Origin of the sequence: Enterobacter sp. 148H3, assembly GCF_034107425.1 — a bacterium.
In the GTDB taxonomy this organism is placed as follows: domain Bacteria; phylum Pseudomonadota; class Gammaproteobacteria; order Enterobacterales; family Enterobacteriaceae; genus Enterobacter; species Enterobacter vonholyi.
The window spans coordinates 297,797-322,489 of record NZ_JAWNEI010000004.1 but is presented as its reverse complement, the minus strand read 5'-3'; the positions used below and the strand labels follow the sequence as shown (position 1 = coordinate 322,489).

The 24,693-nt window shown below is 56.3% G+C and carries 25 protein-coding genes; 11 read left to right on the top strand and 14 right to left on the bottom strand.

Going from position 1 to position 24,693, the window contains the following annotated elements; translation table 11 throughout:
* Window positions 1–45: 45 nt before the first annotated feature.
* Window positions 46–789: an SDR family NAD(P)-dependent oxidoreductase gene (locus tag USH94_RS08220; protein ID WP_045909613.1), complete on the bottom strand. Its 744-nt coding sequence runs from the start codon at window positions 787–789 to the stop codon at window positions 46–48.
* A gap of 57 nt (window positions 790–846) precedes the next feature.
* Window positions 847–1,935 carry an oxidoreductase gene (locus tag USH94_RS08215; protein WP_111964420.1) on the bottom strand — a complete coding sequence of 363 codons (1,089 nt, stop codon included), beginning with the start codon at window positions 1,933–1,935 and terminating at the stop codon, window positions 847–849.
* Between the two features lie 158 nt (window positions 1,936–2,093).
* Between USH94_RS08215 and USH94_RS08210 the strand changes: the two genes are divergently transcribed.
* The 4 genes from USH94_RS08210 to USH94_RS08195 are packed head-to-tail and all read left to right on the top strand — an operon-like array spanning window position 2,094 to window position 6,910.
* A complete protein-coding gene (locus tag USH94_RS08210; RefSeq protein ID WP_111964419.1) occupies window positions 2,094–3,596 on the top strand; it encodes a sugar ABC transporter ATP-binding protein in 1,503 nt (500 codons plus the stop codon).
* Window positions 3,593–4,588 carry an ABC transporter permease gene (locus tag USH94_RS08205; RefSeq protein WP_111964418.1) on the top strand — a complete coding sequence of 332 codons (996 nt, stop codon included), beginning with the start codon at window positions 3,593–3,595 and terminating at the stop codon, window positions 4,586–4,588. The genes USH94_RS08210 and USH94_RS08205 overlap by 4 nt, the downstream gene beginning before the upstream one ends.
* Before the next feature lie 19 nt (window positions 4,589–4,607).
* Complete coding sequence (locus tag USH94_RS08200; RefSeq protein WP_111964417.1) at window positions 4,608–5,672, top strand: sugar ABC transporter substrate-binding protein; 1,065 nt, start codon at window positions 4,608–4,610, stop codon at window positions 5,670–5,672.
* Entirely contained in the window at window positions 5,669–6,910 is a 1,242-nt protein-coding gene (locus USH94_RS08195; RefSeq protein WP_111964416.1) for an LVIVD repeat-containing protein, read from the top strand. The genes USH94_RS08200 and USH94_RS08195 overlap by 4 nt, the downstream gene beginning before the upstream one ends.
* A 52-nt stretch (window positions 6,911–6,962) precedes the next feature.
* Here the strand turns inward: USH94_RS08195 and mtnK are convergent, their stop codons facing one another.
* The gene (gene mtnK, locus USH94_RS08190) at window positions 6,963–8,162 is read right to left on the bottom strand and encodes an S-methyl-5-thioribose kinase (protein ID WP_111964415.1); all 1,200 of its coding nucleotides are present in this window, start codon (window positions 8,160–8,162) and stop codon (window positions 6,963–6,965) included.
* Window positions 8,163–8,266: 104 nt separating this feature from the next.
* On the opposite strand from mtnK, the gene mtnA reads away from it, so the two are divergent.
* Together mtnA and USH94_RS08180 are read left to right on the top strand one after the other, a co-directional pair.
* Window positions 8,267–9,283 (top strand): S-methyl-5-thioribose-1-phosphate isomerase, encoded by a 1,017-nt coding sequence (gene mtnA, locus USH94_RS08185; RefSeq protein WP_111964414.1) that lies wholly within the window; start codon window positions 8,267–8,269, stop codon window positions 9,281–9,283.
* A 42-nt stretch (window positions 9,284–9,325) separates the two neighbouring features.
* Entirely contained in the window at window positions 9,326–9,796 is a 471-nt protein-coding gene (locus tag USH94_RS08180) for an SRPBCC family protein (protein WP_111964413.1), read from the top strand.
* A 53-nt stretch (window positions 9,797–9,849) separates the two neighbouring features.
* Here the strand turns inward: USH94_RS08180 and USH94_RS08175 are convergent, their stop codons facing one another.
* From USH94_RS08175 to USH94_RS08165, 3 genes are read right to left on the bottom strand one after another with little or no spacing between them, the layout of a single operon-like run.
* The gene (locus USH94_RS08175) at window positions 9,850–10,392 is read right to left on the bottom strand and encodes a 1,2-dihydroxy-3-keto-5-methylthiopentene dioxygenase (protein WP_023293046.1); all 543 of its coding nucleotides are present in this window, start codon (window positions 10,390–10,392) and stop codon (window positions 9,850–9,852) included.
* Window positions 10,389–11,078 carry an acireductone synthase gene (mtnC, locus tag USH94_RS08170; RefSeq protein WP_111964412.1) on the bottom strand — a complete coding sequence of 230 codons (690 nt, stop codon included), beginning with the start codon at window positions 11,076–11,078 and terminating at the stop codon, window positions 10,389–10,391. Before mtnC ends, USH94_RS08175 begins: the two co-directional genes overlap by 4 nt.
* Window positions 11,075–11,689 (bottom strand): methylthioribulose 1-phosphate dehydratase, encoded by a 615-nt coding sequence (locus USH94_RS08165; RefSeq protein WP_111964411.1) that lies wholly within the window; start codon window positions 11,687–11,689, stop codon window positions 11,075–11,077. The genes mtnC and USH94_RS08165 overlap by 4 nt, the downstream gene beginning before the upstream one ends.
* Window positions 11,690–11,811: 122 nt before the next feature.
* Between USH94_RS08165 and USH94_RS08160 the strand changes: the two genes are divergently transcribed.
* Window positions 11,812–12,972, top strand: coding sequence for a pyridoxal phosphate-dependent aminotransferase (locus tag USH94_RS08160; RefSeq protein WP_111964410.1), 1,161 nt, complete (start codon window positions 11,812–11,814; stop codon window positions 12,970–12,972).
* Here USH94_RS08160 and USH94_RS08155 read toward each other — a convergent pair whose 3' ends face one another.
* From USH94_RS08155 to citR, 3 genes are all read right to left on the bottom strand, one after another.
* Window positions 12,973–13,599, bottom strand: a complete 627-nt coding sequence (locus USH94_RS08155) for an IbrB-like domain-containing protein (RefSeq protein ID WP_111964409.1) — start codon at window positions 13,597–13,599, stop codon at window positions 12,973–12,975.
* The gene (locus USH94_RS08150; RefSeq protein ID WP_111964408.1) at window positions 13,584–14,807 is read right to left on the bottom strand and encodes a phosphoadenosine phosphosulfate reductase; all 1,224 of its coding nucleotides are present in this window, start codon (window positions 14,805–14,807) and stop codon (window positions 13,584–13,586) included. The genes USH94_RS08155 and USH94_RS08150 overlap by 16 nt, the downstream gene beginning before the upstream one ends.
* A 170-nt stretch (window positions 14,808–14,977) precedes the next feature.
* A complete protein-coding gene (gene citR / locus USH94_RS08145) occupies window positions 14,978–15,877 on the bottom strand; it encodes a DNA-binding transcriptional repressor CitR (protein ID WP_111964407.1) in 900 nt (299 codons plus the stop codon).
* A gap of 622 nt (window positions 15,878–16,499) precedes the next feature.
* Here citR and ahpC point away from each other — a divergent pair.
* The gene (ahpC, locus tag USH94_RS08140) at window positions 16,500–17,063 is read left to right on the top strand and encodes an alkyl hydroperoxide reductase subunit C (RefSeq protein ID WP_014882974.1); all 564 of its coding nucleotides are present in this window, start codon (window positions 16,500–16,502) and stop codon (window positions 17,061–17,063) included.
* Between the two features lie 127 nt (window positions 17,064–17,190).
* Window positions 17,191–18,756, top strand: a complete 1,566-nt coding sequence (ahpF, locus tag USH94_RS08135; RefSeq protein WP_047648423.1) for an alkyl hydroperoxide reductase subunit F — start codon at window positions 17,191–17,193, stop codon at window positions 18,754–18,756.
* A 61-nt stretch (window positions 18,757–18,817) separates the two neighbouring features.
* Here ahpF and uspG read toward each other — a convergent pair whose 3' ends face one another.
* Window positions 18,818–19,246 carry a universal stress protein UspG gene (uspG, locus tag USH94_RS08130; protein ID WP_023310731.1) on the bottom strand — a complete coding sequence of 143 codons (429 nt, stop codon included), beginning with the start codon at window positions 19,244–19,246 and terminating at the stop codon, window positions 18,818–18,820.
* Window positions 19,247–19,426: 180 nt separating this feature from the next.
* Between uspG and USH94_RS08125 the strand changes: the two genes are divergently transcribed.
* Window positions 19,427–20,665: a zinc-dependent alcohol dehydrogenase gene (locus USH94_RS08125; protein ID WP_111964406.1), complete on the top strand. Its 1,239-nt coding sequence runs from the start codon at window positions 19,427–19,429 to the stop codon at window positions 20,663–20,665.
* An 8-nt stretch (window positions 20,666–20,673) separates the two neighbouring features.
* Here the strand turns inward: USH94_RS08125 and yldA are convergent, their stop codons facing one another.
* Both yldA and rnk read right to left on the bottom strand, forming a co-directional pair.
* Window positions 20,674–20,763: a small membrane protein YldA gene (gene yldA, locus USH94_RS08120; protein WP_320731318.1), complete on the bottom strand. Its 90-nt coding sequence runs from the start codon at window positions 20,761–20,763 to the stop codon at window positions 20,674–20,676.
* Between the two features lie 139 nt (window positions 20,764–20,902).
* Complete coding sequence (gene rnk / locus USH94_RS08115) at window positions 20,903–21,313, bottom strand: nucleoside diphosphate kinase regulator (RefSeq protein WP_033144918.1); 411 nt, start codon at window positions 21,311–21,313, stop codon at window positions 20,903–20,905.
* A gap of 246 nt (window positions 21,314–21,559) precedes the next feature.
* On the opposite strand from rnk, the gene USH94_RS08110 reads away from it, so the two are divergent.
* Window positions 21,560–22,177 carry a flavin reductase family protein gene (locus USH94_RS08110; RefSeq protein WP_111964405.1) on the top strand — a complete coding sequence of 206 codons (618 nt, stop codon included), beginning with the start codon at window positions 21,560–21,562 and terminating at the stop codon, window positions 22,175–22,177.
* Here the strand turns inward: USH94_RS08110 and rna are convergent.
* Both rna and dcuC read right to left on the bottom strand, forming a co-directional pair.
* Window positions 22,171–22,980: a ribonuclease I gene (rna, locus tag USH94_RS08105; RefSeq protein WP_111964404.1), complete on the bottom strand. Its 810-nt coding sequence runs from the start codon at window positions 22,978–22,980 to the stop codon at window positions 22,171–22,173. The two genes, USH94_RS08110 and rna, sit on opposite strands and share 7 nt — an antisense overlap.
* Window positions 22,981–23,074: 94 nt before the next feature.
* On the bottom strand, window positions 23,075–24,442 hold the full coding sequence (gene dcuC / locus USH94_RS08100; RefSeq protein ID WP_111964403.1) for an anaerobic C4-dicarboxylate transporter DcuC: 1,368 nt from the start codon (window positions 24,440–24,442) through the stop codon (window positions 23,075–23,077).
* Between the last annotated feature and the right edge of the window lie 251 nt (window positions 24,443–24,693).

The window sequence follows — 24,693 nt, the reverse complement described above, 5'->3', positions numbered from 1 at the left end:
GAGAAGGCCTCTGCCTGGCGACAGAGGCTTGCAGGGTGATTGCGATCAGGCGTTCAACCCGCCGTCCACATCCAGGCCGGTACCGGAGATCTGCCCGGCGGCTGGGCTGGCAAGAAACGTGACCGCCGCCGCGATGTCTTCCGGCTGGCCGTAGTGGCCGACGGCGATCATCTGGCGCTGGGCTTCCGCCTGTTCGCCGTCTTCCGGATTCATATCGCTGTTGGTGGGGCCGGGGTGGACAAGGTTAACGGTAATACCGCGCGGCCCCAGATCGCGCGCCAGGCCGCGGGTGAGGGAGTTGAGGGCAGACTTGGTCATCGAGTAAACGGCAATACCCGGCATCGCCACGCGGTTGGCCAGACAGCTGCCGATGTTGATAATGCGCCCGCCGTCAGACATGTGCACCAGCGCTTCCTGAATGGCGATCACCACGCCGCGAATGTTGACGTTGATGAGCGCGTCGATGTCCGCCAGGGTCATGGATTCCAGCGGGCCGCCGCGCGCGATCCCTGCGTTGTTGACCAGAATATCCAGCCCGCCAAGGGAACGCGCCGCATGGGTGACGGCATCCTGAATCGCCTGTGCGCTGGCGCTGTCGGCCTGCACGGCTTCGCTGTGTCGTCCCAGCGCCTTAATCTCCTCAGCGACCGCCTGGGCTTTATCGGCAGATTTTTCATACGTAATAATCACATCCGCACCGGCGCGCGCCAGCGACAGTGCAATAGCCCGACCCAACCCGCGGCTGGCACCGGTAACCAGCGCCTTTTTACCTGTTAAATCGATCTGCATGATGACCTCGTTACGAGAGTGGTAAGAATCATCATTAGGTATAGACGGTCAGGGAGATTAACGGCTGAAGTATTCCACCTTCTCAAACGCCGCGCGCAGAACGTCGGGCGTTAACGTCACCGGCAGATAATGAATTGACTCCACCGGACGCAGGGTGTGGGCAATCACCTTATCCAGCTCCTCTCGGCTGTTAATATCGACCTCCAGCGCGCGAAGCGTGGTCGGCAGGTTAAAACGCCGATACGCCGAGACCAGCTGTGCCAGCACGTCGTCCTGGCCGAGCAGGGCGCTCTGCACCAGAATGCCGTAGGCCACCTTGGTGCCGTGGAGGTATTTTTCCGTCTGCGGCAGCACGGTCAAACCGTTGTGCACCGCATGCGCCGCCGCCACGCGGGTATAGCGTTCGCCCAGACCGCCGACCATCCCGCCGCCTGCGATAATCGCATCCACCACGTCCCGGAACGCCTGCGTCTGTTCACCGCGCTGCTGGTCAGCCAGGGCTTCCTCACTGTGCTCCAGCAGCACGTCGCGGATAGCCAGCGCGCCGTTGATGCCCAGCCGCACGGTCAGCGGCAGCTTTTCAGGCTGCGGGGCGAGCACTACCGCTTCGTACCACTTCGCCAGCGTATCGCCGATGCCCGCCAGCAGGTATTCCGCGGGTGCGTTAAGGACGATCTGCGGCTCCACCAGTACCAGGAAGTTGGCGTCGTCGAAGATCTCAAAATGCAGCGCCTGACCGGCATCGTTGTACCAGACGGAGAGCGGGGTCCACGCCGCGCAGGTGGCGGCAATAGTGGGGATGCCCACGAACGGCACTCCTAAGCGGCGCGCCACGGCCTTGACGGCATCGAGCACCGCGCCGCCGCCAACGCCAATCACCACGCTGGCGTCGCTGCCGGATTCATTCACCAGATGGGTGACGTCGCGCTCGCTGCAGTGGCCTTTAAACAGCAGGTGTTTCGCCCCCGGCGCATTAAAGCTCTCCGGCAGGAAAGGGCGCGCGCCTTCGATCGCGCGCTCGCCGTAGATCCACACCGCGCGGGAAAGCTGTTCAGGGGTAAAGAAGTCATTCAGATGCGCAAGGCTTCCGGAATGAGAGAAGTAGTTCGCCGGGCCAGGCACGACGCGGATATCGGTGTTGCTCATGATGGTGTCCTTTTTGGGAAGCGCTAACCCGATGTTATGTCTGGACATCCGGATGGCTAATAATATTTCGCTTTAACTTATGCCTTTTCCGTCGTTGTCAGTCAACCGGAGCTGTGAAAAATTCGATAAATCAGAAGAGTAATGAAGGATTTACGCGGATGGTTTCCAGTCGCCTTGAAATGCGCGGTATCAGCCTGGCCTTTTCCGGCTTTCAGGCGCTGTCGCGCGTGAATTTCACCTTATCCGGCGGCTCCGTACACGCGCTGACCGGCGCCAACGGCGCGGGAAAATCGACGCTGATGGCGGTGCTGTGCGGGACGCACGACCACTATGAGGGCGAGATCAGCATTAACAACCAGCCGGTAAACATCCGCGAACCGCTCGATGCCAAACGGCTGGGGATCCACCTTGTGCAGCAGGAAGTGGACGTGGCGCTGATCCCGGGGTTAAGCATCGCCGAGAACATCATGCTCGACCAGCTGGCGCAGCCGGGGCATCGCTTCAGCTGGGGCGCGATCCGTCAGCTGGCGAGACAGGCGCTGGCGCAGCTGGATGTTTCTCTGGACGTACGCCGTTCCATCGATAGCTGCACGCTTGCCGAAAAGCAGCAGATTTTGCTGGCGCGGGCGCTATCCCACCACTGCCGTTTTTTGATTCTTGATGAGCCCACCGCGCCGCTGGACGCGCACGAGAGCGAGCGCCTGTTTGCGGTAGTCAGACGCTTAAAGCAGCAGGGCATCGGCGTGGTGTTTATCTCCCACCGCATTCACGAGCTGAAGGCCATCTGCGACACCCTGACGGTGCTGCGCGACGGCAAGCTGATTGAGTCCGGACCGATGGCCGATCTTAGCGGAGAAGCGATCGTCGAGAAGATGCTCGGCCACGTGCTGAGCGATATCTATCCGCCCGCGCGGCCGCCGCACGGCGACGAAACGTTGCTGCGGGTAGAAGGTCTGCACGACGACGCGCTGCTGAAAGATATCTCCCTGCACCTGCGCAAGGGCGAAATCCTCGGTATTGCCGGGCTGGCGGGGGCGGGGAAAACCGAACTCTGCAAGGCGCTGTTTGGCGCCACCAAAAGCCGCGTGGCGCGCGGTGAGCTGAATCATCAGCCCTGGCAGCCGCGCGACCCGGCGGACTCGGTGCTGCGCGGGCTGGCGCTGGTGCCTGAGGAGCGGCGTAAAGAGGGGATTTTTATCGACGAGCCGGTGAGCATGAACCTTGCCGTGTGCGCTGATAACAGCTTCTCGCGCTGGAGCCTGTTCGGCCATCGTCAGGCGTGGCGCTGGGCGGAGGAGGTGATCGCCCGCGTCGGCGTTCGCGCCCGCGGTCCCGGGCAGGTTTTGCGACGTATCTCCGGCGGTAACCAGCAGAAGGTCGCCATCGGCAAGTGGCTGCGCAATGACGCGAGCGTACTGATCTTCGACGAGCCGACCAAAGGCGTGGACGTGAAGGCCAAAACCGATCTGTTCCAGCTGATTGACGGCCTGGCGCGCGAGGGCAAAGGGGTGATTTACGCCTCCGGCGAATTTGCCGAGCTGGTCGGGCTGTGCGACCGCATCTGCGTCCTGTGGGATGGGCGTATCGTGGCGGAAATCGCCGGGGCGGAGGCCCGCGAAGAGACACTACTTTATTATTCAACCGGAGGAACGGCGTCGTGAGTAAGGCCCTTTCAGTAAACGCGACGGCGTCGGGCCGTCAGCAGATTTTCGATTTTCTCTACAGGTGGGGCATGCTGTTAACCGTCGTCGCGCTGGTGGCCGTCTTTGGCCTGGCGTCGGACAGCTTCCTCGATCCGAACAACATCATCAACATTCTGCGCTCGATTGCCATCGTGACGGTGATTGCCATAGGCGTGTCGATTTCGCTGACCATCGGCGGATTCGATCTCTCCGTGGGGTCTACCGCGTCGCTGGCGAACGCGCTGGTGATTTCCCTTTTCGTCTGGCACGGCTTCGGCACCACCGAGTCGATTCTGATTACCCTCGCGCTCTGCACGCTGGTGGGACTGTTTAACGCCTTTCTGATCGTTATCCTGCGCATTCCGGACATGCTCGCGACGCTGGCCAGCCTGTTTGTGATCCAGGGCGTGGCGATGACCTACAGCTACGGCGGGTCGATTACCGAAAACATGGTGCTGCCGAGCGGCGATATGGCGGAAGGGACCATTCCGGCGGCGTTCAGCCTGCTGGGACAGGTGCCGACCATCGTGATCGTCATGCTGGTGGTGACCGTGCTGGCACAGCTGGGGCTGTCGCTCACCACTCATGGACGCCGGATGTACGCCATTGGCGGTAACCCGGAAGCGGCGCGTCTCTCCGGCATTCGCACCACCCGCTACAAGGTGGCGGCCTACGTGATTGCCTCCCTGCTGGCGGGCCTGGGCGGGATTTTGCTGGCCTCGCGCATTGGCTCGTCGCAGGTGAACGCAGGCGGCGGATATCTGATGGATGCGGTGGCGGCGGCGTGGATTGGCTTCTCGCTGGCCGGGTCCGGCAAGCCGAACGCGCTGGGGACCCTGGTCGGGGCGGTGATTCTCGGCGTGCTATCGAACGGGCTGGTGATGCTCTCCGTGCCGTATTACGCCATGGACATTATAAAAGGGCTGGTGCTCGCGGTAGCGCTGGCGATTACCTACATACAAAAACGCTGACAACACAACGGGATAAAAAATGAAAAAGATTGCACTCTCTTTGGTGGCATTAGGGTTATTAACCGCTCTGCCTGGCTTTGCGGCCACGCCTGCACCGCTTCCGGCGGCCATTGCCAACCATGACGGCCCGATCCGCATCGCGGTGATCCGTAACCTCGGCTCAGACGACAACACCACACAGTTTATTGCCGGGGCCATTCAGGAAGGGAAGAAGCTCGGCTTTAAGGTCAGCACCTTTTTAAGCAACGGCGACGACGCCAAATTCCAGGACTTCGTGAACCAGGCCATCAGCCAGAAGTACGACGGGATTATCCTTTCTCAGGGCCGCGATCCGTACTCCACCGCGCTGGTGAAGAAGGCGGTGGACGCCGGGATTAAGGTCGCGGTATTTGATACCGCCGTCAACGGCGAGATCCCGGGCGTGACCGTTACCCAGCAGGATGATGCCTCCCTGACGAACCTCTCCTTCGGCCAGCTGGCGAAAGATTTCAACGGCAAGGCCAATATCGTCAAGCTATGGGTGGCGGGCTTCCCGCCGATGGAGCGTCGTCAGGCGGCCTATAAAGAGCTGCAAAAACAGTATCCGGACATTAAAGAGCTGGAGTCTATCGGCGCGGTCTCTTCCGACGTGCAGGGCGACACCGCCAACAAGGTGGGCGCAATCCTCGCTAAATACCCGAAAGGCAAAATCGATGCCATCTGGGGAACCTGGGACGCCTTCAGCCAGGGCGCGTATAAGGCGCTGAAAGAGAACGGCCGCACCGAGATTAAGCTCTACAGCATCGACATCTCTAACCAGGATCTGCAACTGATGCGCGAGCCGGGCAGCCCGTGGAAAGTGAGCGTGGCGGTGGATCCGAAGCTGATTGGGGCGACCAACGTGCGTCTGGTGGCGAACAAGATTGCCGGGGAAGCGACGCCAGCGACCTACGATTTTAAGGCGGCGGCAATTCCGCAGGCGCTGCTGACCGCCCAGCCGGGTGCGGTGAACGTGGCGTCACTCGGGAAAATCATTCCGGGCTGGGGCCAGACGGAAGATTTCATTGCGCCGTGGTTTGCGACGCTGGAAGCGAAAAATAAATGAGCGAGCTCCCTACGCCCGAATACAGCCGCAATATGCGGCTGATTGGCCATAGCGATCAGGGTGGTCGCCCGGACGGCGTGCAGCTGATGGTGCATCGCGGTTTCGCCTATATCGGCCATATGGTGTCGCAGGGCTTTTCGATTGTCGACGTGCGCGACCCGAAAAACCCGAAAGCGGCAGGCTACGTGCCCGCGCCGCCGGGCACCTGGAACGTGCATCTGCAGGCGCATGACGATCTCCTGCTGGTCATCAACGCGCGGGATCTTTTTGCCGATGCGCGTTTTGCCGACGAGAAGGTCTACTACACCCGGCAGGTGGGCGAGACAGTCAGCGACGTGCAGGACAAAGGCTGGAGCGCGGGGCTTCGCGTTTTTGATATCTCCACGCCGGACAAGCCGCGCGAAATCGGTTTTCTGTCGCTGAGCGGTATCGGCATCCACCGCATCTGGTACGTCGGCGGACGCTGGGCGTACGTGTCGGCGCTGATCGACGGCTTTACCGACTACATCTTTTTGACGATCGACCTGGCCGACCCGCGTAAGCCTGAGGTGGCAGGGCGCTGGTGGCTGCCGGGGATGAATCAGGCAGAAGGGGAGAAGCCTAACTGGCCGGAGGGGAAACGCTACGCGCTGCACCATGCGATTATTGCCGGCGATACCGCGTATGGCAGCTGGCGCGACGGCGGCCTGACGCTGCTGGACGTGAAGGATCGCACTCAGCCTAAGCTCATTAGCCACCGTAACTGGAGCCCGCCGTTTGGCGGCGGCACGCACACCGCGCTGCCGCTGCCCGACCGCGATCTGCTGGTGGTGCTGGACGAAGCGGTGCTCGATAACCAGGAAGACGGTGAGAAGCTGATCTGGCTGTTTGATATCCGCGAGCCGTCGAATCCGGTAAGCATCTCGACCTTCCCGCAGCCGGATGAAACCGACTACGTGGCGAAAGGGGCGCATTTCGGGCCGCATAACCTGCACGAGAACCGGCCGGGGAGCTTCGTCAGCTCGACGCTGATTTTTGCGACGTATCAGAACGCAGGCGTGCGCGCGTATGACATTTCCAATCCGTATCGACCGGTTGAAACGGGGGCGCTGGTGCCTGCAGCACCGGAGAAAATGATGGATACCCGTCCGAATCGCCCGCAGGTGATCCAGTCGTGTGACGTGTTTGTGGATGCGCAGGGAATTATCTACAGCACGGATTATAACGGCGGGCTGTCGGTGATTGAGTATTTGGGGTAAGCGCGGTTTGATGCCCTCACCCCGGCCCTCTCCCACAGGGAGAGGGAGAAAATCAACTGTACTGCCGCACCCGCGCCACCAGATCTTCCACGCTGTCGATGCGGTCGGCAATCACAATCAGCGCTTTACCGAGCGTTATCGCGTGGCGCAGGCATTCGTGTCGCATGGCCTCGTCCTGAATGGTGTCGATATCCGCGACGTGGGAAAGCCCGACGCTGCGGCGAATGAGTTCGGTGCCGCAGAAGCCGATGGCGTCATGCCAGACTTTTTTCAGGAACGCGGAGGCGTAACCCGGCGCGCCGAGCGCGGCGTCGCGCGTTTTCTCGTATGCCAGCGCCTGGAAGCGTTCCGCGAAGGTGTTCCACAGCTCCTGAATATCGGTCAGGCGCTGCTCGCGCGCGGCGGCGGCATCGCGAATGCCCAGATGCCCCGGCAGGCCGCAGAAGTTCAGCAGCAGGTTGCCGATGGCGGTACCGACGTCAAAGCCAATCGGGCCAAAGTAGCCAAACTCGGCGTCGATGGCCTTCAGGCTGCCGTCCGCCACAAAAATCGACCCGCTGTGAATATCGCCGTGCAGGAGCGCTTCGGCGTGCGAGAAGAAGCGGTGCTTCAGGGAGGCCACGGCCATTTTCAGCTGAGCGTCGTCGCGCAGGGACGCGACGTCGTTTTCCAGCTCGGCCGGGTAGCTGTTGCGCTCGTGGATCTGGTACGGATCGTTGAAGAACAGATCTTCGGTGATCTCGCACATCTCCGGGTTGATGAATTTCGCCACCTGCGCTTTCTTCTCGTGCGGGTGCAGGTAGAAATCGCTGGTGTAGAACAGCGCGTGCGCGAGGTATTCACCCAGCTGACGCGCCGCCAGCGGGTAATAATTATTTTTGATCAGCTCGCCGCGCCAGATGCGATGGCTGGAGAGATCTTCCATCACCATCACCGCCAGCTCCGGATCGAAGTGGTGGATTTTCACGGTGTGCTGCGGGCTGTGCCGGTAGTGCTCGACCAGGGTTTGCGCCTCCAGACGGGCGCGGTCCAGCGTCAGCGGCCAGGACTCGCCGACGCAGCGCACGTAGGGTAGCGCCTGCTTAACGACGATGCGGCTCACGCCCGCGCTGTCGAAAATTTTAAAGACCAGATTGAGGTTGCCGTCGCCAATCTCCTGCGCCTCTACCAGCGATGAAGGATCGTCAAGTCCGCCAAACTGCCTGGCATACTCCACGGCGTCCTGAGCGGTAAAGGTACGGTATTGCGACATGGCCTGCTCCTCACGAGTTTTTAAATTAAGACATGTAGACGTCTATACATCTGGATTTCATCCTGACACAATGTGCTACAACAACGCAACAGGGAATTAACGACATGCAGACATTACAGACGACCAGCCTGCGGGTGGCGAATAATCAGCTCTTTATTCTCGACCAGCAGGCCCTCCCGCAGGAGATACGCTGGCTGGATGCCTCGACCGTAGAGGCGCTGGTTGGGCATATCCACGCCCTGCGCGTGCGCGGCGCGCCGCTGATTGGTCTCTCTGCAAGCCTGCTGCTGGCGCTGCTGGCGGAAAACGGCAAAAGCCGTGACGAGCTGGCGGTTGCGCTGGAAACCCTGCGCGCGTCCCGCCCGACGGCGGTGAACCTGATGAACAATCTCGACCGCATGAAGATTGCGCTGTGGCAGGAAGAGTATGTTCCGGCGCTGGTGTCGGAGGCGCTGCGCCTGATTGATGAAGATAAACGACTCTGTGATGCCATTGCGAAAGCGGGCAGCGCGCTGGTGAAGCCCGGCAGTCGCCTGCTGACCCACTGCAACACCGGCGGACTGGCAACGGCGGGGGTCGGTACGGCGCTTGGGGTCATTGCTCGCGCGCACCAGGAAGGCAACGTGAGCAACGTCTGGGTCGATGAAACCCGCCCGCTGCTACAGGGCGGTAGATTGACCGCGTGGGAGCTTGGCGAGCTGGGCGTGCCGTATCAGCTGATTACCGATTCCATGGCCGCCAGCCTGATGGCGAAAGGGCAGGTAGACGCCGTGTGGGTGGGCGCAGACCGCATTGCGGCTAACGGCGACGTGGCGAACAAAATCGGCACCTACTCCCTGGCGGTGCTGGCAAAATTCCACGGCATTCCGTTCTATGTGGCCGCGCCGCAAACGACCCTCGACCCTGAATGCCCGAACGGCGACGCGATCCCGATTGAGCAGCGTGCCGCCAGCGAGGTGACGGGCGTCGCCGGAAGCTTTGGCGCGGTTCAGTGGGCGCCGGAAAACGCGCAGGTCTACAACCCGGCGTTTGACGTTACGCCAGCCTCGCTGATTAGCGGCTGGGTGCTGGATACGGGCGTGGTCACGCCGGAAGAGGTTGCGGAAGGGAAATTTGCCTGAGTCCGGCTATCCTTTAAGGGGCTCCCTTAAGAGGACAACATCGTGACGCTCGATCCTGAAACTGACTTAAAACTGGAGCGCGTGGTGGATGCACCGCGCGACCTGCTTTGGCTCTGCTGGACTAGGCCGGAACACATCAAAAACTTCTTCATTCCTGCTCCCCATAAGGTGACCGAATGCGATCTCGACCTGCGCGTGGGCGGGCGGTTCAACACCGTATTTGAGGTGGACGGTCAGCGGATGGATAACCGGGGCGTCTTCCTGGAAATCGATCCCGGTAAAAAGCTGGTCTTTACCGACGGCTATACCGAAGGCTGGAAACCGGCCGAGAAGCCGTTTATGACGGCGATTTTATTGCTGGAAGATGTCGGGGAGGGGAAGACCCGCTATACGGCGATTGCGCGTCATCCGACGAAGGAGATCCGCGAGCAGCATGAACAGATGGGCTTCCACGAAGGATGGGGGATTGTGCTGGATCAGCTGGTGGGATATGTGAAGGGATTGAAGGTGTAACGCGCGCGGATGCCCTCACTCCTACCCTCTCCCACAGGGAGAGGGAGAAAAGATCATGCCAGGCGTGGATACGCATCCGCGATGGCATCACCGGTAAACTGGGCCACCCAGCCTTCCGGGTTATCGAAAATACGAATGGCGGTAAAGTTCGGCTCTGAGCCCATATCAAACCAGTGCGGCGTGCCCGCGGGGACGGAGATCAGGTCGTTTTTCTCGCACAGCACCTGATACACCTCATCGCCAATGTGCAGGCAGAACAGCCCCGCGCCTTCCACGAAAAAGCGTACCTCGTCTTCGCCGTGGGTGTGTTCGTTCAGGAACTTCGCGCGTAGCGCATCTTTCTGCGGATTGTCGGCGCGCAGGCTGATCACGTCCCAGCTCTGGTAACCCTTCTCTGCCACCAGTTTGTCGATCGCATGTTGATACGCCTCGATCACGGCTTCAGGCGCGGGATCGTGTCCTAAATCGCGATCCGCAGCCCAGCGTTCAAACCGAACGCCTTTCGCGTTGAGCTGTTGGGCAATCTCGGCGGCGTCGGTACTGTGCCACTGGTGTTGACTGGCGTCTTTGTCGGAATAAATGGTCAATGCGCTCATGAAGGGATCTGCTCCGGGTTAATCTCGTCAAACTGGTGGACCTGATGGTGGTGGCTTGCGCCGTCATCATCACCGCGAATCAGTTGCAGGGTACGAAAACCTGCCTGTTCAGCCGCATCCAGCTCCTGATGAATATCGGACAGGAACAGGATCTGCGACGGGGCAATGCCCGTTTGCGCCGCGATGTTCTGATAAGACTGCACCTCGCGCTTGGCGCCGATGTGGGTATCGAAATAGCCGCTGAACAGATGAGTAATATCACCTTCGTCGCTGTAGCCAAATAACAGTTTCTGCGCGGCGACGGAGCCAGAGGAATAAACATAGAGATCAATACCTTGCGCTTTCCACTTTTCCAGCGCAGGCAGCACGTCCGGGTAAAGGTGGCCGGTAAAGTCGCCGTTAACGTAGCCGTCGTGCCAGATGATCCCCTGCAGGGCTTTGAGCGCGGTCGATTTGCGGTCTTCGTCCATAAAGGCAAACAGAGCGTCGATAAGTTCGCTGACGCTGGCGTGAGGGTTATCGATTTCATCACGCAGGTTGTCCAGAATGGATTTGACCGGCTCGGCGTACTGCTGCGCGGTCACGAAGGCCGCCAGCCGCTCACGCGCGTAGGGGAACAAAACGTCATGGACAAAACGAATATCGCTGGTGGTCCCTTCAATATCCGTCACAATCGCGCGAATCATATTCTCTCCAGTTGTCGTAAACGCATTTCGCATTCAAATAAGAATTCTAGCCCTTCCAGATGACGGCGGGCCTCGGCCACGTCGCGTCCCCAGCAGGTTAAGCCATGACCGCGCAGAAGAAAACCATAATTAAGCGGGCGTTCCTCTGCGTAATGGGCGATTCGGGAGGCGAGGGCGTCGATATCCTGGTCGTTATCAAAGATCGGGATAGCCACCGTGTCCATATGCGTGGTCTGCCCTGTGAGGGATTTTTGCATCTCAAAGCCGCTGATGTTGAGCTCGGCTTCTTTGACCAGACGGGACAGCACCGTGGCGTTAACCGTGTGAACGTGAAGGACGGCGTTGGCGTCAGGGAACAGGCGATAGATGAGGGTATGCAGCCCGGTCTCCGCCGACGGTTTACGACCGGACGGGGCGCGATTGGTGGCAATCTCGACCTGGAGGAAGTCATCGGTGGTGAGGCTGCCTTTGTCCTTTCCGGATTCGCTGAGCCAGCACAGATGTTCGTCCTGACGCACCGACATGTTGCCGCCGGTGGCGGGGGCCCAGCCTTTGGCACCAATCCAGCGGCAGGCGTCGACCAGATGCGTGAGTTGCAGGTTATCTCTCATTTCCTTTTACCCTCTCGGCCAGGAATATTCATATGGTTTAGACGTCTAAGCGTCTTGATTGCCAAAGACTAACATCGTGTTATAGTGGCAGCAACATAAGTATTACAGGCAGGCACGACACAATGAGCAATAACGCATTGATTCCGCAGAGTAAACTTCCCAATCTCGGTACCACCATCTTTACGCAGATGAGCGCTCTGGCACAAAAGCACAACGCCATTAACCTTTCTCAGGGGTTCCCGGATTTCGATGGCCCGACGTATCTGCAGGAGCGTCTCGCGTACCACGTGGCGCAGGGGGCAAATCAGTATGCACCGATGACGGGCGTGCAGGCGCTGCGGGAAGCCATTGCGGATAAAACGGCGGAGCTGTATGGCTATAAGCCCGATGCGAACAGCGACATTACGGTGACGGCAGGGGCGACCGAAGCGCTGTATGCCGCCATCACCGCGCTGGTGCGTACGGGCGATGAAGTCATCTGCTTTGATCCGAGCTACGACAGCTATGCGCCTGCGGTTGAACTCTCCGGCGGCGTGGTGAAACGCGTGGCGCTCCAGCCGCCGCATTTCCGCCCTGACTGGCAGGCGTTTGCTGCGCTGCTGAGCGACAAAACCCGCCTGGTGATCCTGAATACCCCGCACAATCCGTCGGCGACGGTGTGGCAGAAAGCCGATTTCGCCGCGCTGTGGCAGGCAATTGCGGAACGCGAAATTTACGTGCTGAGCGATGAGGTCTATGAGCACATTTGCTTTGCTGAAGAGGGACACGCCAGCGTGCTGGCCCATCCGCAGCTTCGCGAGCGTGCTATCGCCGTCTCTTCGTTTGGTAAGACCTACCATATGACCGGCTGGAAAGTGGGCTACTGCGTCGCACCGGCGGCTATCAGCGCTGAGCTGCGCAAGGTGCACCAGTACCTGACCTTTGCCGTGAACACGCCGGCCCAGCTGGCGCTGGCGGATATGCTGCGCGCTGAGCCCGGACATTACCGCGAGCTGCCGCACTTCTATCGTGAACGTCGGGATCTGTTTGTGACGGCATTAAGCAAAAGCCGTCTGGAAATTTTGCCCTCAGAAGGGACCTATTTCCTGCTCGCCGACTACAGCGCGATATCGGAGCTGGACGACGTGAGTTTCTGCCAGTGGCTGACGAAAGAGGTCGGCGTGGCCGCAATTCCGCTGTCGGTGTTCTGCGCCGATCCCTTCCCGCATAAGCTGATCCGTCTTTGCTTTGCGAAGCAGGAATCGACGCTGCTGGCGGCGGCAGAGCGCCTGAACACGCTCTGATTATTTCACCGTCCAGGCTTCTGAGTAACGGCGGTCTGCAAACAGCTCCAGCAGGCCGTTGATTTGCTTGAGGCGCAAGACTTCATCGCTGTCCATGCCCAGCTCTTTGCCTATTCTCTCATCATTCCAGCCAAGCAGCGCCAGCTCGCGAACGATTTCCGACATGGCGTTAATCTGGTGTCGACCCCGCGCCCGATTGTGGCGAATGGTTGCGGCCATACGGTTATGTTTATCCTGCCGATCCCGACGCAGGCAGGTGACGGGGAGATAACCCTTAAGCTGACGCTTCAACGCCGCCCGATTTTTACCGATTTCATGGCGATGAAAACCATCCACGATTTCGTAGTGTTGCGGTTCACTTTCTGTCACAACGATAGGTTGGGTGAATCCATCGAGTTCCAGCGACTTACTGAGCAGTCGTTTTTCTGGTGGAGCAACGTTATTGGGGTTGTAATCGTTAGCGGTAATAGCGTCCTGTCTTATCCAGAGGACGCAGTCTATCGGTTGCTCGCGAAACGGACTGTGTTTATGGATCGCCTCACGAAAAGCATTTATTGCGTTAATGCGGTCCTCTTCTGAAAGTGACTGAAGGTACGTTTCCATCTCGGTGATTAGTCTTTGTCGCATAATATGCCCCACTCCTTGCGTTTAGCCTTCATTCTGTCGCTGTAGCGCTGATAATGTTTGGGTTTATTCGGGCTGAACGATAGCGCCCTGCACCAGTAGTCGTTATTCAGGAGAACCTTGCAAATACGGCGCCATGAGGGAATGTCTTTGGCTCCGATATCACCGTCCTGGGTATCGGGAATATCCTTCATGCCTCTCTTCTGATACCAGTGCAGATAAATGGCGATTTTATTGCGGTAATGCTCAGCCGTATTTTGCGGCATGCTTTCGAGGAGCAACATGGCATATTCGCGCCAGCAGAGGTGTTCGGGTTTCAAAATTTTTCGGTGACCATAAAAATGATTATCGTGTCCGGCGTACATTCCTCCGCTGCGTGCACCGCTCACGCGCTCGCACATGGCCGCCCAGCGATCGGGCTCAACAACGTGGTAGAGCCATAGTCCCTGGCGCTGTTCTGGGCCAAAGGGTTCACAAATACGCATGTAGCGTAGCGGCACGCCAGCCTGAAACATCAGGTCATAAAGTGGGTTATAGCAACAACCTGATTTGGCGAACCAGGTCCATATATCGGCGGTTTTCCAGTCGTAGAGAGGATAGATATACCAGGCATGTCCTCCCGGTGCGACGGTAGTCCAGGGTTTATCGTCGGCAAACCGCTGCTTACGCGCCGATGCAATAGCCAGGAAACGGTTGTAAGACTCATCGGCGCGGATGCCAATCAGTACCGCCGCCGGGCGATTGCGAGAGAACCAGTCGCAGAAACTGCGGACAAAGGTTTCAAACGTCATGCCAGGCTGGTAGAAAGGAAAAAAAGCGGGATCGGTTATCGCATCGCCGGGAGGCTGGCGGACCCATTGGGTGCCGGGTTCCCAGCATTGCCATTCCGGCTGGAATTGCGACAGTGAATTTTGCGTTGTCAGGGGAAGCGCGACCCACCAGAAATGGTTAATGACATCGCTGTACAATTCTCGCATATGTTGCACATGGTTAATGGTATGGGAAAACTGCGCCTCCCAGTCAATAAAGAGCACATCTATTTTGACTTTCATCTGTCGCGCCTGTTGGGCAACCAGATGCAGCATGACGGTGGAGTCTTTTCCACCTGAAAAAGAAACACAGGTTCTGGGAAAATTTTCGAGAGTCCATTTTATTCGTTCCCGAGCAGCAGTAAGAACATCCTGGTTTAAAGGGTATTTATAAATTGACATGTTTATTCTCATCCTGAGGAATAAATACCAGACTGTAGCGTCAAAACTAAAGAGAGGATTATATCAGTCAACAATTAAATGGATATATGACGGTCATGTCGCGTAGTTCTATAACGGTGGTGTATGTTTTGCAGTATGTTTCCCATTTGGTGCGAAAACTACATCAATATTCACGGTGATGATATTTCTCCAATAAAACTGGCGAATGCCGAGCTATTGAGTGCAGAACGATTATACATCATGTAAATATCAATGCTGGGGAAATGAATGTCTGTTTCCACTTTGCGCAGATTGAGGGCGGGCCCATATTGTTCGAAGGCCGACGTGGGTACTAAACCTATGAGATCGGATGAACCGATCATCGACAGAAGGGATATAAAAGAGTCGCTACGATAGACGATATTTCTTTCGAATAACAGGTTATCGGCCTTGTTCTGATAGCCTTTGAAGCTGTTCTCACCGTTCAGGCAGGCGGTGAAGTTTTCATTCAGAATTTCTTCACGTGTAGGATTTTCACCGAGACGGGGGTGACCCTCCCGACAAACGAGAACGAAAGGAAGTTTATGGTAGAGGCTACAGGCGACAGAATGACTGTTAGAAGAGGAATACGAGAATATCAAGTCCGCCCTTCTGTAGGCCAAGAGATCTTCCGCTGAATCAGGAGAAAGAAAAACATCATGTAATTCAATCGAATAGTTATGGTTATTCATGAGCAGTTTTATAGGATCAAGGGTTGCTTTCGTACTCATAAACTGCGGGCAATAAATGACAAAATTCTTCTTCAACCCGCTGCTGTGCATGATATTGATAGTCTGCTCTAGCTGGTTCAGGTTCTGTTCCAGATGATAATGCAAATTGACGCCGACGGTCGTGGGCGTGATCCCTTTTCCGGAACGGATAAACAGAGGATCGTTAAGTTGTCCTCTCAGGCGTTGCAGTGACTGGCTCACGGCAGAGGGCGTGATATACAGCGTCTCGGCGGCTTTACTGATACTAAGGTGTTGGTAAATACACTCAAAAATGACTAACAGATTAAGATCGAATTTTTTAAGGTCATAGAGGTTTGCCATGTTTCGTCCTGAGATGCTGCGTTTGCTTTGGTTATCATATAACTGATAACAATAGTTTGAAGCTAATCATTAACAATCCGTTCGGTTAACTTTCGTAGTTTTAAATTAAAATCATCTTAATATATCACGGTGCCAGATTATTGAAATAGCGCTTCGAAGACGATTAGGATAATTTTATCCTCGAGTAGGGAGTAAACGTATTAAATGACAATTGTCACTTATATATTGTGATGGTTTTATAATAAAAATAAATTTATAACGCTCCGCAATGATGTTCGACATAGCCTATCACAGCCATAGGCAGGAATGCCTCTCTTATGGATTGCTCAATCCCTGCGCGGGTGGTGTAATCAAACGGCTGTTACCGCCTTGATATAAAGGGTTGTAGAGCGCAACGCAACGCCAGTTTCGGCTGGCACTGAATGTACCTGCGGGGAATTCAGGTATCAGGGCCGCCCGTTGAGGCGGCCTTTTTACTTTCAGGCTTTCCTGTAAAAGGTTCACCTTGTTGTCTTGTCGACGTTGTAAGGTTTGGCTGATTGATTTGATAAAGCATACGCATTAGCCCCGATGAATAAAGTTGGTTACCTTACATCTCAACGAAAACACGGAGGAAGTACAGATGTCTTTGATTAATACCAAAATTAAACCTTTCAAAAACCAGGCGTTCAAAAACGGTGAGTTCATCGAAGTTACCGAGAAAGATACCGAAGGCCGCTGGAGCGTCTTCTTCTTCTATCCGGCTGACTTTACCTTCGTTTGCCCGACTGAACTGGGCGACGTGGCAGACCATTACGAAGAACTGCAGAAGCTGGGCGTAGACGTTTACTCTGTCTCTACCGATACCCACTTCACCCACAAAGCATGGCACAGCAGCTCTGAAACCATCGCCAAAATCAAATACGCGATGATCGGCGACCCGACTGGCGCCCTGACCCGTAACTTCGACAACATGCGTGAAGATGAAGGCCTGGCTGACCGCGCCACCTTCGTTGTTGATCCGCAGGGCATTATCCAGGCTATCGAAGTTACCGCTGAAGGTATCGGCCGTGATGCTTCTGACCTGCTGCGTAAAGTGAAAGCCGCTCAGTACGTGGCTTCTCACCCAGGCGAAGTGTGCCCGGCAAAATGGAAAGAAGGCGAAGCAACGCTGGCTCCATCCTTAGATCTGGTTGGTAAAATCTAAGTTTTGCCCATTCGGTAATCAATGGGCGCACCCGCGCCCATTTCATTCCAGCACCATGATGCAAGTTGCATTCAGGCCGCCCGTATAAGGCAGCTTGCATGATGACGTCTTAAGAGAGGGAAGAACAATGCTCGACACAAACATGAAAACCCAGCTCAAGGCCTACCTTGAGAAACTGACCAAACCCGTTGAGCTGATTGCTACGCTTGACGACAGCGCCAAATCGGCAGAGATCAAGGAACTGCTGGCGGAGATCGCCGAGCTGTCGCCGAAAGTGACCTTCAAAGAAGACAACGCGCTGCCGGTCCGTAAGCCCTCTTTCCTGATTACCAACCCAGGGTCCGATCGAGGACCACGCTTTGCCGGTTCTCCGCTGGGTCACGAGTTTACCTCACTGGTGCTGGCGCTGTTGTGGACCGGTGGTCATCCGTCAAAAGAAGCGCAGGCGCTTCTGGAGCAAATCCGCGATATCGACGGTGATTTCGAGTTTGAAACCTACTACTCGCTCTCCTGCCACAACTGCCCGGACGTGGTGCAGGCGCTGAACCTGATGTCGGTCCTGAACCCGCGCATCAAGCACACGGCGATTGATGGCGGTACCTTCCAGAATGAAATCACCGATCGCAACGTGATGGGCGTTCCGGCGGTCTACATGAACGGCAAAGAGTTCGGCCAGGGCCGCATGACGCTGACTGAAATCGTTGCCAAAGTGGATACCGGTGCTGAAAAACGTGCGGCGGAAGAGCTGAACAAACGCGATGCCTACGACGTGCTGATCGTCGGTTCCGGCCCTGCCGGCGCGGCAGCAGCGGTGTACTCCGCGCGTAAAGGTATTCGTACCGGCCTGATGGGCGAACGCTTTGGCGGCCAGGTGCTCGATACCGTGGACATCGAAAACTACATCTCCGTGCCGAAGACCGAAGGCCAGAAGCTGGCGGGGGCGCTGAAGGCGCACGTCAGCGACTATGACGTGGACGTGATCGACAGCCAGAGCGCCAGCAAGCTGGTTCCAGCAGCGGTCGAGGGTGGCTTACACCAGATTGAAACCGCTTCCGGCGCGGTGCTGAAAGCCCGCAGCATTATCATTGCCACCGGTGCGAAATGGCGCAACATGAACGTCCCGGGTGAAGATCAGTATCGCACCAAAGGCGTGACCTACTGTCCGCACTGCGACGGTCCACTCTTCAAAGGTAAACGCGTGGCGGTGATCGGCGGCGGTAACTCCGGCGTGGAAGCGGCCATTGACCTGGCGGGGATTGTTGAACACGTAACCCTTCTGGAGTTTGCTCCGGAGATGAAAGCCGACCAGGTTCTGCAGGATAAAGTTCGCAGCCTGAAAAACGTCGACATCGTACTGAACGCGCAGACGACGGAAGTGAAGGGCGACGGCAGCAAAGTGACCGGTCTGGAATATCGCGACCGCGTGAGCGGCGACGTGCACAGCGTTCAGCTGTCAGGGATCTTTGTGCAGATTGGTCTGCTGCCAAACACCACCTGGCTGGAAGGCGCGATTGAGCGCAACCGCATGGGCGAAATCATCATTGATGCGAAGTGTGAAACCAGCGTGAAAGGCGTGTTTGCGGCGGGCGACTGCACCACCGTGCCGTACAAACAGATCATTATCGCCACGGGCGAAGGGGCGAAGGCGTCTCTGAGTTCATTTGACTATCTGATTCGCACCAAAACCGCATAAGAAAAGAAAGTAAGGCTACACCTGCAATAGCGAGAGGCCACCGAAAGGTGGCCTCTTTTTTTTATCTGACGACCATCACAGGTATATGGGTGTGGCGGATGACGCTGGAGGCGTTAGAGCCCAGCAGATGCGTGGTTATTGACGGGTTACGCGAACCGATGACCACCACGTCTGCCTTCAGTTCGTTCGCCAGTTCGTTTACCGCATCGCGAACGCTGCCGAATCTGACGTGCGTTTTGATTCGTGAAGGGTCGATGCTGAAGTGGCTGACCATGGTTTGCAGGCGAGTTTCCGCTTCATGCTGCAAATGCTCCTCGAAGCGGCGTACATCGGCGGCAAAGCGGTGCAGGCTCAGGCTGGCGGAGCCTGGCAGTACGTGCAAAAGATGGATAACACCGTCCTGCTGCGCCAGGAACTCCGCATGGCGAACGGCCTTGTCGCTTAGCTCCATCTCAAAAACATCAACCGGCATAATAATTCTCTGATACATACCCGTTTCTCCTTGTTTATAAATGCTGTACTCATTCAACCATAAAATAGGAATGGTTTTTGTAAGCGCCCCGTCAGTTTTCTTATCTCACCAGGATAAATCTCAAAAGCCCCGTATTCACGGGCAGATCTTCAGGTGTAGCTACCCTTATACACTTACCTGAAGCCTTTCGGAGGTCGCATGAAAGCACTTACGTATCACGGTCCGCACCATGTTCGCGTCGAGAATGTCCCCGATCCCATCATCGAACAGCCTGACGATATCATTCTGCGCGTTACGGCCACGGCTATATGCGGCTCCGATTTGCATCTTTATCGCGGAAAGATCCCGAAGGTGCAGCACGGCGACATTTTTGGCCATGAGTTTATGGGGGAAATCGTCGAGTGCGGCACAGAGGTGAAGAATTTGCAAAAAGGCGATCGCGTGGTGATCCCCTTTGTCATCGCCTGCGGAGACTGTTTCTTCTGTCGTCTGCAGCAATACGCGGCCTGTGAGAATACCAATGCCGGGCAGGGTGCCGCGCTGAACAAAAAGCAAATTCCCGCACCGGCCGCGCTGTTTGGCTATAGCCATCTCTACGGCGGCGTGCCGGGGGGGCAGGCGGAATATGTCCGCGTCCCAAAAGGCAACGTCGGGCCGTTTAAGGTCCCGCAGCTTCTTTCCGATGATAAAGCGTTATTCCTTTCCGATATTTTGCCTACGGCCTGGCAGGCGGCAAAAAATGCGCAGATTGAAAAAGGCTCAAGCGTAGCGGTTTTCGGTGCCGGGCCGGTGGGGCTACTGACCATTGCCTGCGCGCGACTGCTGGGGGCTGAGCAGATCTTTGTTATCGATCATCATCCGTACCGGTTGCGATTTGCAGAGGCGCGTTACGGCGCAATCCCTATCAACTTTGATGATGATAACGACGCGGCGGAAAAAATCATCGAACAGACCGCGGGCCATCGCGGCGTTGACGCCGTGATTGATGCAGTCGGGTTTGAAGCGAAAGGTAGCACCACTGAAACGATCCTCAGCAATCTTAAAATTGAAGGTAGTAGCGGCAAAGCGTTGCGTCAGTGCATTGCTGCAGTTCGACGCGGTGGGGTGGTCAGCGTACCCGGCGTGTACGCTGGGTTTATTCATGGCTTCCTGTTTGGCGATGCCTTCGATAAGGGGCTGACGTTTAAGATGGGCCAGACGCATGTCCATGCCTGGCTGGGTGAACTGTTACCGCTGATCGAAAAAGGGCTGCTTACCCCGGAAGAGATCGTGACCCATTATCTTCCCCTTGCGGATGCGGAACGCGCCTATAAGGTATTCGAAAAACGGGAGGAAGAGTGCCGGAAGGTGATTCTGGTCCCTGGTGCGGAAACGCCCGAGGCCGCAGAGCAGAAAGTTAAGGGCCTGGTAAATGCTTTCCCGGGTGGGGTTGCATGAGTTCTCGCTTAACTGTGGCGTTCAAGATAAAGCACGGCCGCGACGATAATCGCCACAATAATGAAAAAAATAAGTGTGATAGCCAGTATCTCACTCATGACCGTCCCCGCGGCACCAAAACAGATTAAGCGTGGGTTAAGGGTCTTTTGCGCGATATAAGAAAATGGGGTGAATTTACGGAAAGAGGATGCGGCTGCATCCTCTGTGCAAAGCGGGTGGGCGCTTGTTCAGAAGTGTTTAACGCAGGTAATCGCCCGCAGCTTCTGGCTGGTAGAGCAACGCCAGTACTTCCAGATGGGCAGAGGCGCCGCCCGGCAATTCCCAGTGGATCGTATCTCCCGTACGCAGCCCCAGCAGTGCGGCACCCACAGGGGCCAGAACAGAAAGCTGTGTGCTGCTGTCGGTCATCTGAGCCGGATAAACCAGCGTACGGGTCAACTCTTCACCGGTGGTCAGGTTGCGGAATTTCACCTGGCTGTTCATAGTGACCACGTCATGCGGCATCGTCTCAGGCGTGCACATCTGTGCCCGGTCGAGCTCCTCATTAAGGGCGTCGGCCACGGGGAGCGAGGCGAACTCCGCTTTTTCCAGCAGTCTGTCGATACGTTCTGCGTCGAGCTCATTGATGATAATGGTAGGTCTGGACATTTTTTACTCCATGTCGTTAATGCTGCGTCTAACGCAGAAACTGATCCAAAAGAAAACCCTCGCCGTCTGGCAGCGAGGGTTTAACTCTCCCGATGATACTGGCTGAGCGCGCAAGTTTGAAGTGATGAAGGTCACATTCATGGTCCATATGAATTTTCGCTGAAATTTATTCAGTCTTCATTCCCGGCGGAATACGTTACGCTGAGTGTCCTGTATCCGGGCGTTGCCCACCAACGAGAGAGCACTATGTACTTCTATCAACCGTCCCAGGGGCACGGCCTGCCGCATGACCCGCTAAACGCCATTATTGGTCCACGTCCGATTGGCTGGATCTCCTCCTGCGATAAGGCCGGTCAGCTCAATCTCGCGCCGTATAGCTTCTTTAACTGCTTTAACTATCGCCCGCCAATCATCGGCTTTTCCAGCAACGGCTGGAAGGACAGCGTGCGTAATATTACCGAAACAAAGGAATTTGTCTGGAACCTGGCAACGCGCGATCTCGCACACGCGATGAATCAAACCTCTGCAATGCTTCCGCACGATCGGGATGAATTTAGCTTTGCCGGGCTCACGCCAGCGGCAAGTCAACTGGTTAACGCGCCCCGCGTCGCAGAAAGCCCGGTTAACTTTGAGTGCCGCCTGTCACAGTGCATTCAGCTTACCGGTGCCGACGGCACACCGGTCGATACCTGGCTGGTGTTGGGCGAGGTGGTCGGTATCCATATTGCCGAAACGCTGCTGGAAGAGGGGATATACCAGACGGCGAAAGCGCAGCCCATCCTGCGTGCGGGTGGGCCGACGGCGTATTATGGCATCAGTGACGAAAACCGGTTTGATATGGTGCGCCCGACTGTGGGTCAGTAACCGACTTTATCAATCACGAATTGATTTCCGCAGTTACCTGGATGTGGCTGCGGTGCAAATGACGCTGCAGAAAGTGGGTTGTTGATAGTGTCAGCCTTCAGCGAAATCTGCATCTCGGTCAGATACGCCGGGTTGCCGTTGCATGTCAGCTTGATCGCTTTGATGTTCTCCCTGCCCCAGCTTTTGGCAACGGCACTGTCAAAGTCGCTGCGATTGACGGGTTTTCCGTAGTTATCGGCAAGGAATTTACCGACCGCACTGTTTTTAACTTCCTGGTTCATTCGCACCATCGTGCCGAAATAGGCATCCGGATCGAAACCAAAGCAGACGCCATGTTTGGCGTATTCGTAGCGTTCCAGGCAGGAATTACCGCCTGCACCCGGCATCACGTCGTTGAGCTTTGCGGCAGCGGAAAGCGACAGCCCGGTTTCGGCGGCATCGCATTTGCGGCTGGCCTTCACTTCCGGCATGTTTGGAATGGGGCGCGTGGCGCAGCCAAAACGCATCCATCGACGCTCATCCACCCCGCGTGCGGCGATGGATTTTGGCAGGCCGGGCCATAGTCCGTGAACGGTCAGAAAATCGGCTTTATTATCACGCTCTTTTTGCAGGCGACATTCGTCAGGTTCATTGCGGTTGCGTTCGACCATGCTCTGGCAAAACCCGGTTTGCCAGGACAGAGCCAACACATAGCGATCGAAATCGCCGTACTGTGTTGCCTTCAGCGGTTCCGCCTGTGCGGAGAAGATACAGAGAGCAAGCGCCATTGCGCCAGACGGGACGACGATATCCTTCCTGAACATATGATTTCCTGATCGAATGAGCACGATTAATTTCTGGAAGTTATTAAAGCACAAAAAGCGCCCGCAGGCGCTTTTTGGATATCAGTAATTTAGCTTAGGCCGCGCCGGGAACCAGCACTTCCGTGGCGATAATCACGATAATCAGACCAACCAAAACGGGTACTGAGGTGCGCTTGACGACTTCAAATGGCGAGATTTTCGCCATTCCGGCAACGGCAACGACCACGCCCGACACCGGCGAAATGGTTCGGCCCAGGTTTGACGCCTGCAGCATAGGAATGGAGAGATAGGCTGGGTTAATACCGGACGAGTGAGCCAGCTTCGGGATCATCTCAACGAAAGCGTAGAAAGGGGCATTACCGGAACCGGTGGTCATCGCCGCCAGCATGGTTAGCACCACCAGAACCAGCATCAGGATAATACTGGCCGAGCCGAACGAGGTGGCGATAGAGATCAGGCTCTGGATAAAGCCGATCGTGCTCAGACCCTGGGCAAAAACGCCCGCTGCAACCAGCAGCATCACCACGCCAGCGAAGGCATCCGCCATACCGCGATACGCTACTTCCAGACCCGAGAAGACCTTTTGCGTGTTAAAACCGCGCACAAACTCCAGCGCGGCGGCAAGCAGCATACAGATAACCAGAATGGTGATGATGTGCAGCTGTGGACCCCATTTGCCGTCAAAAATCAGCACTCCGACGATCGGAGTGAACGGCAGAATGGCATAGAGCGCGGGAGCGGTGGTGGTGATTTCACTCACATCCATCATTTCATGGCTAATGTTTTCTTTCTTATCGAGATAGCGTTGCCAGAAGAAATGCGCGATCCCCATGCCCACTATGGCAACGATTGAGATCGGTAACGTGGTTTTAAAGGCGAAGTCGATGAGTGACATCTCCGCCGCCTTTGCCGCCAGCACAACGTCGCCGGATGTTGGGGAGAGAATAATGGCTGCCGGAGACGCACAAATTGCCGCGGCCGCGCCACGGCTAATGCCCACGTTCACCATAACCGGGAACAGCGTGGCCATCAGCAGTACGCCAAGTCCGGTAGCCGACGAAACGGCCAGCGACATCAGGCAGGCGAGGAAATAGGCCGCGACCATCAGCAGATATGGCGAATTGATGTATTGCAGAGGTTTGGAGGCAAGCTTAACGACCATATCGTTAGCGCCGATGTGGGTCATATAGGCCGCAAAACCACACAGCATCATGATCATCATGCCCAGATCGCCGCCGCGGCTCATGAGCAATATTTTAATGTATTCAACAATATCTGTAGCGCTGTAACCGGTGCTGGTCGCGCTGGCAGGTAACACCTGATGCCCCATTATTGCGCTGATAATCAGCAGTGTTAAACCGCCAACAAATAATACGCCCGTGGCCGAGTAACCTTTAATGATGTAGCGTGCGACGCCGACAATGACGACGACTCCAATAAGGAGTTCGAATAGCGTAAGCATGATTTCCCCTGTATCTCTGCTGCAATGGAGCACAAAAAATCAATAAAAAAAGAAGGATGAAAATGTGCCGAATAATTGGCCTGTTCTTGCTGATTAAAATCAATAAACAGACGACTAGAGAACAGAACAACCGTGTTTTTGCCATGGTTCATACATTTATGTCATGAGGCCCTTGACCGTCAGAAATAGCGCAACATGTCCCAATAATGATAACAAATTGTTAATGCTTTGTGTGGTTTTGCATGTCACTG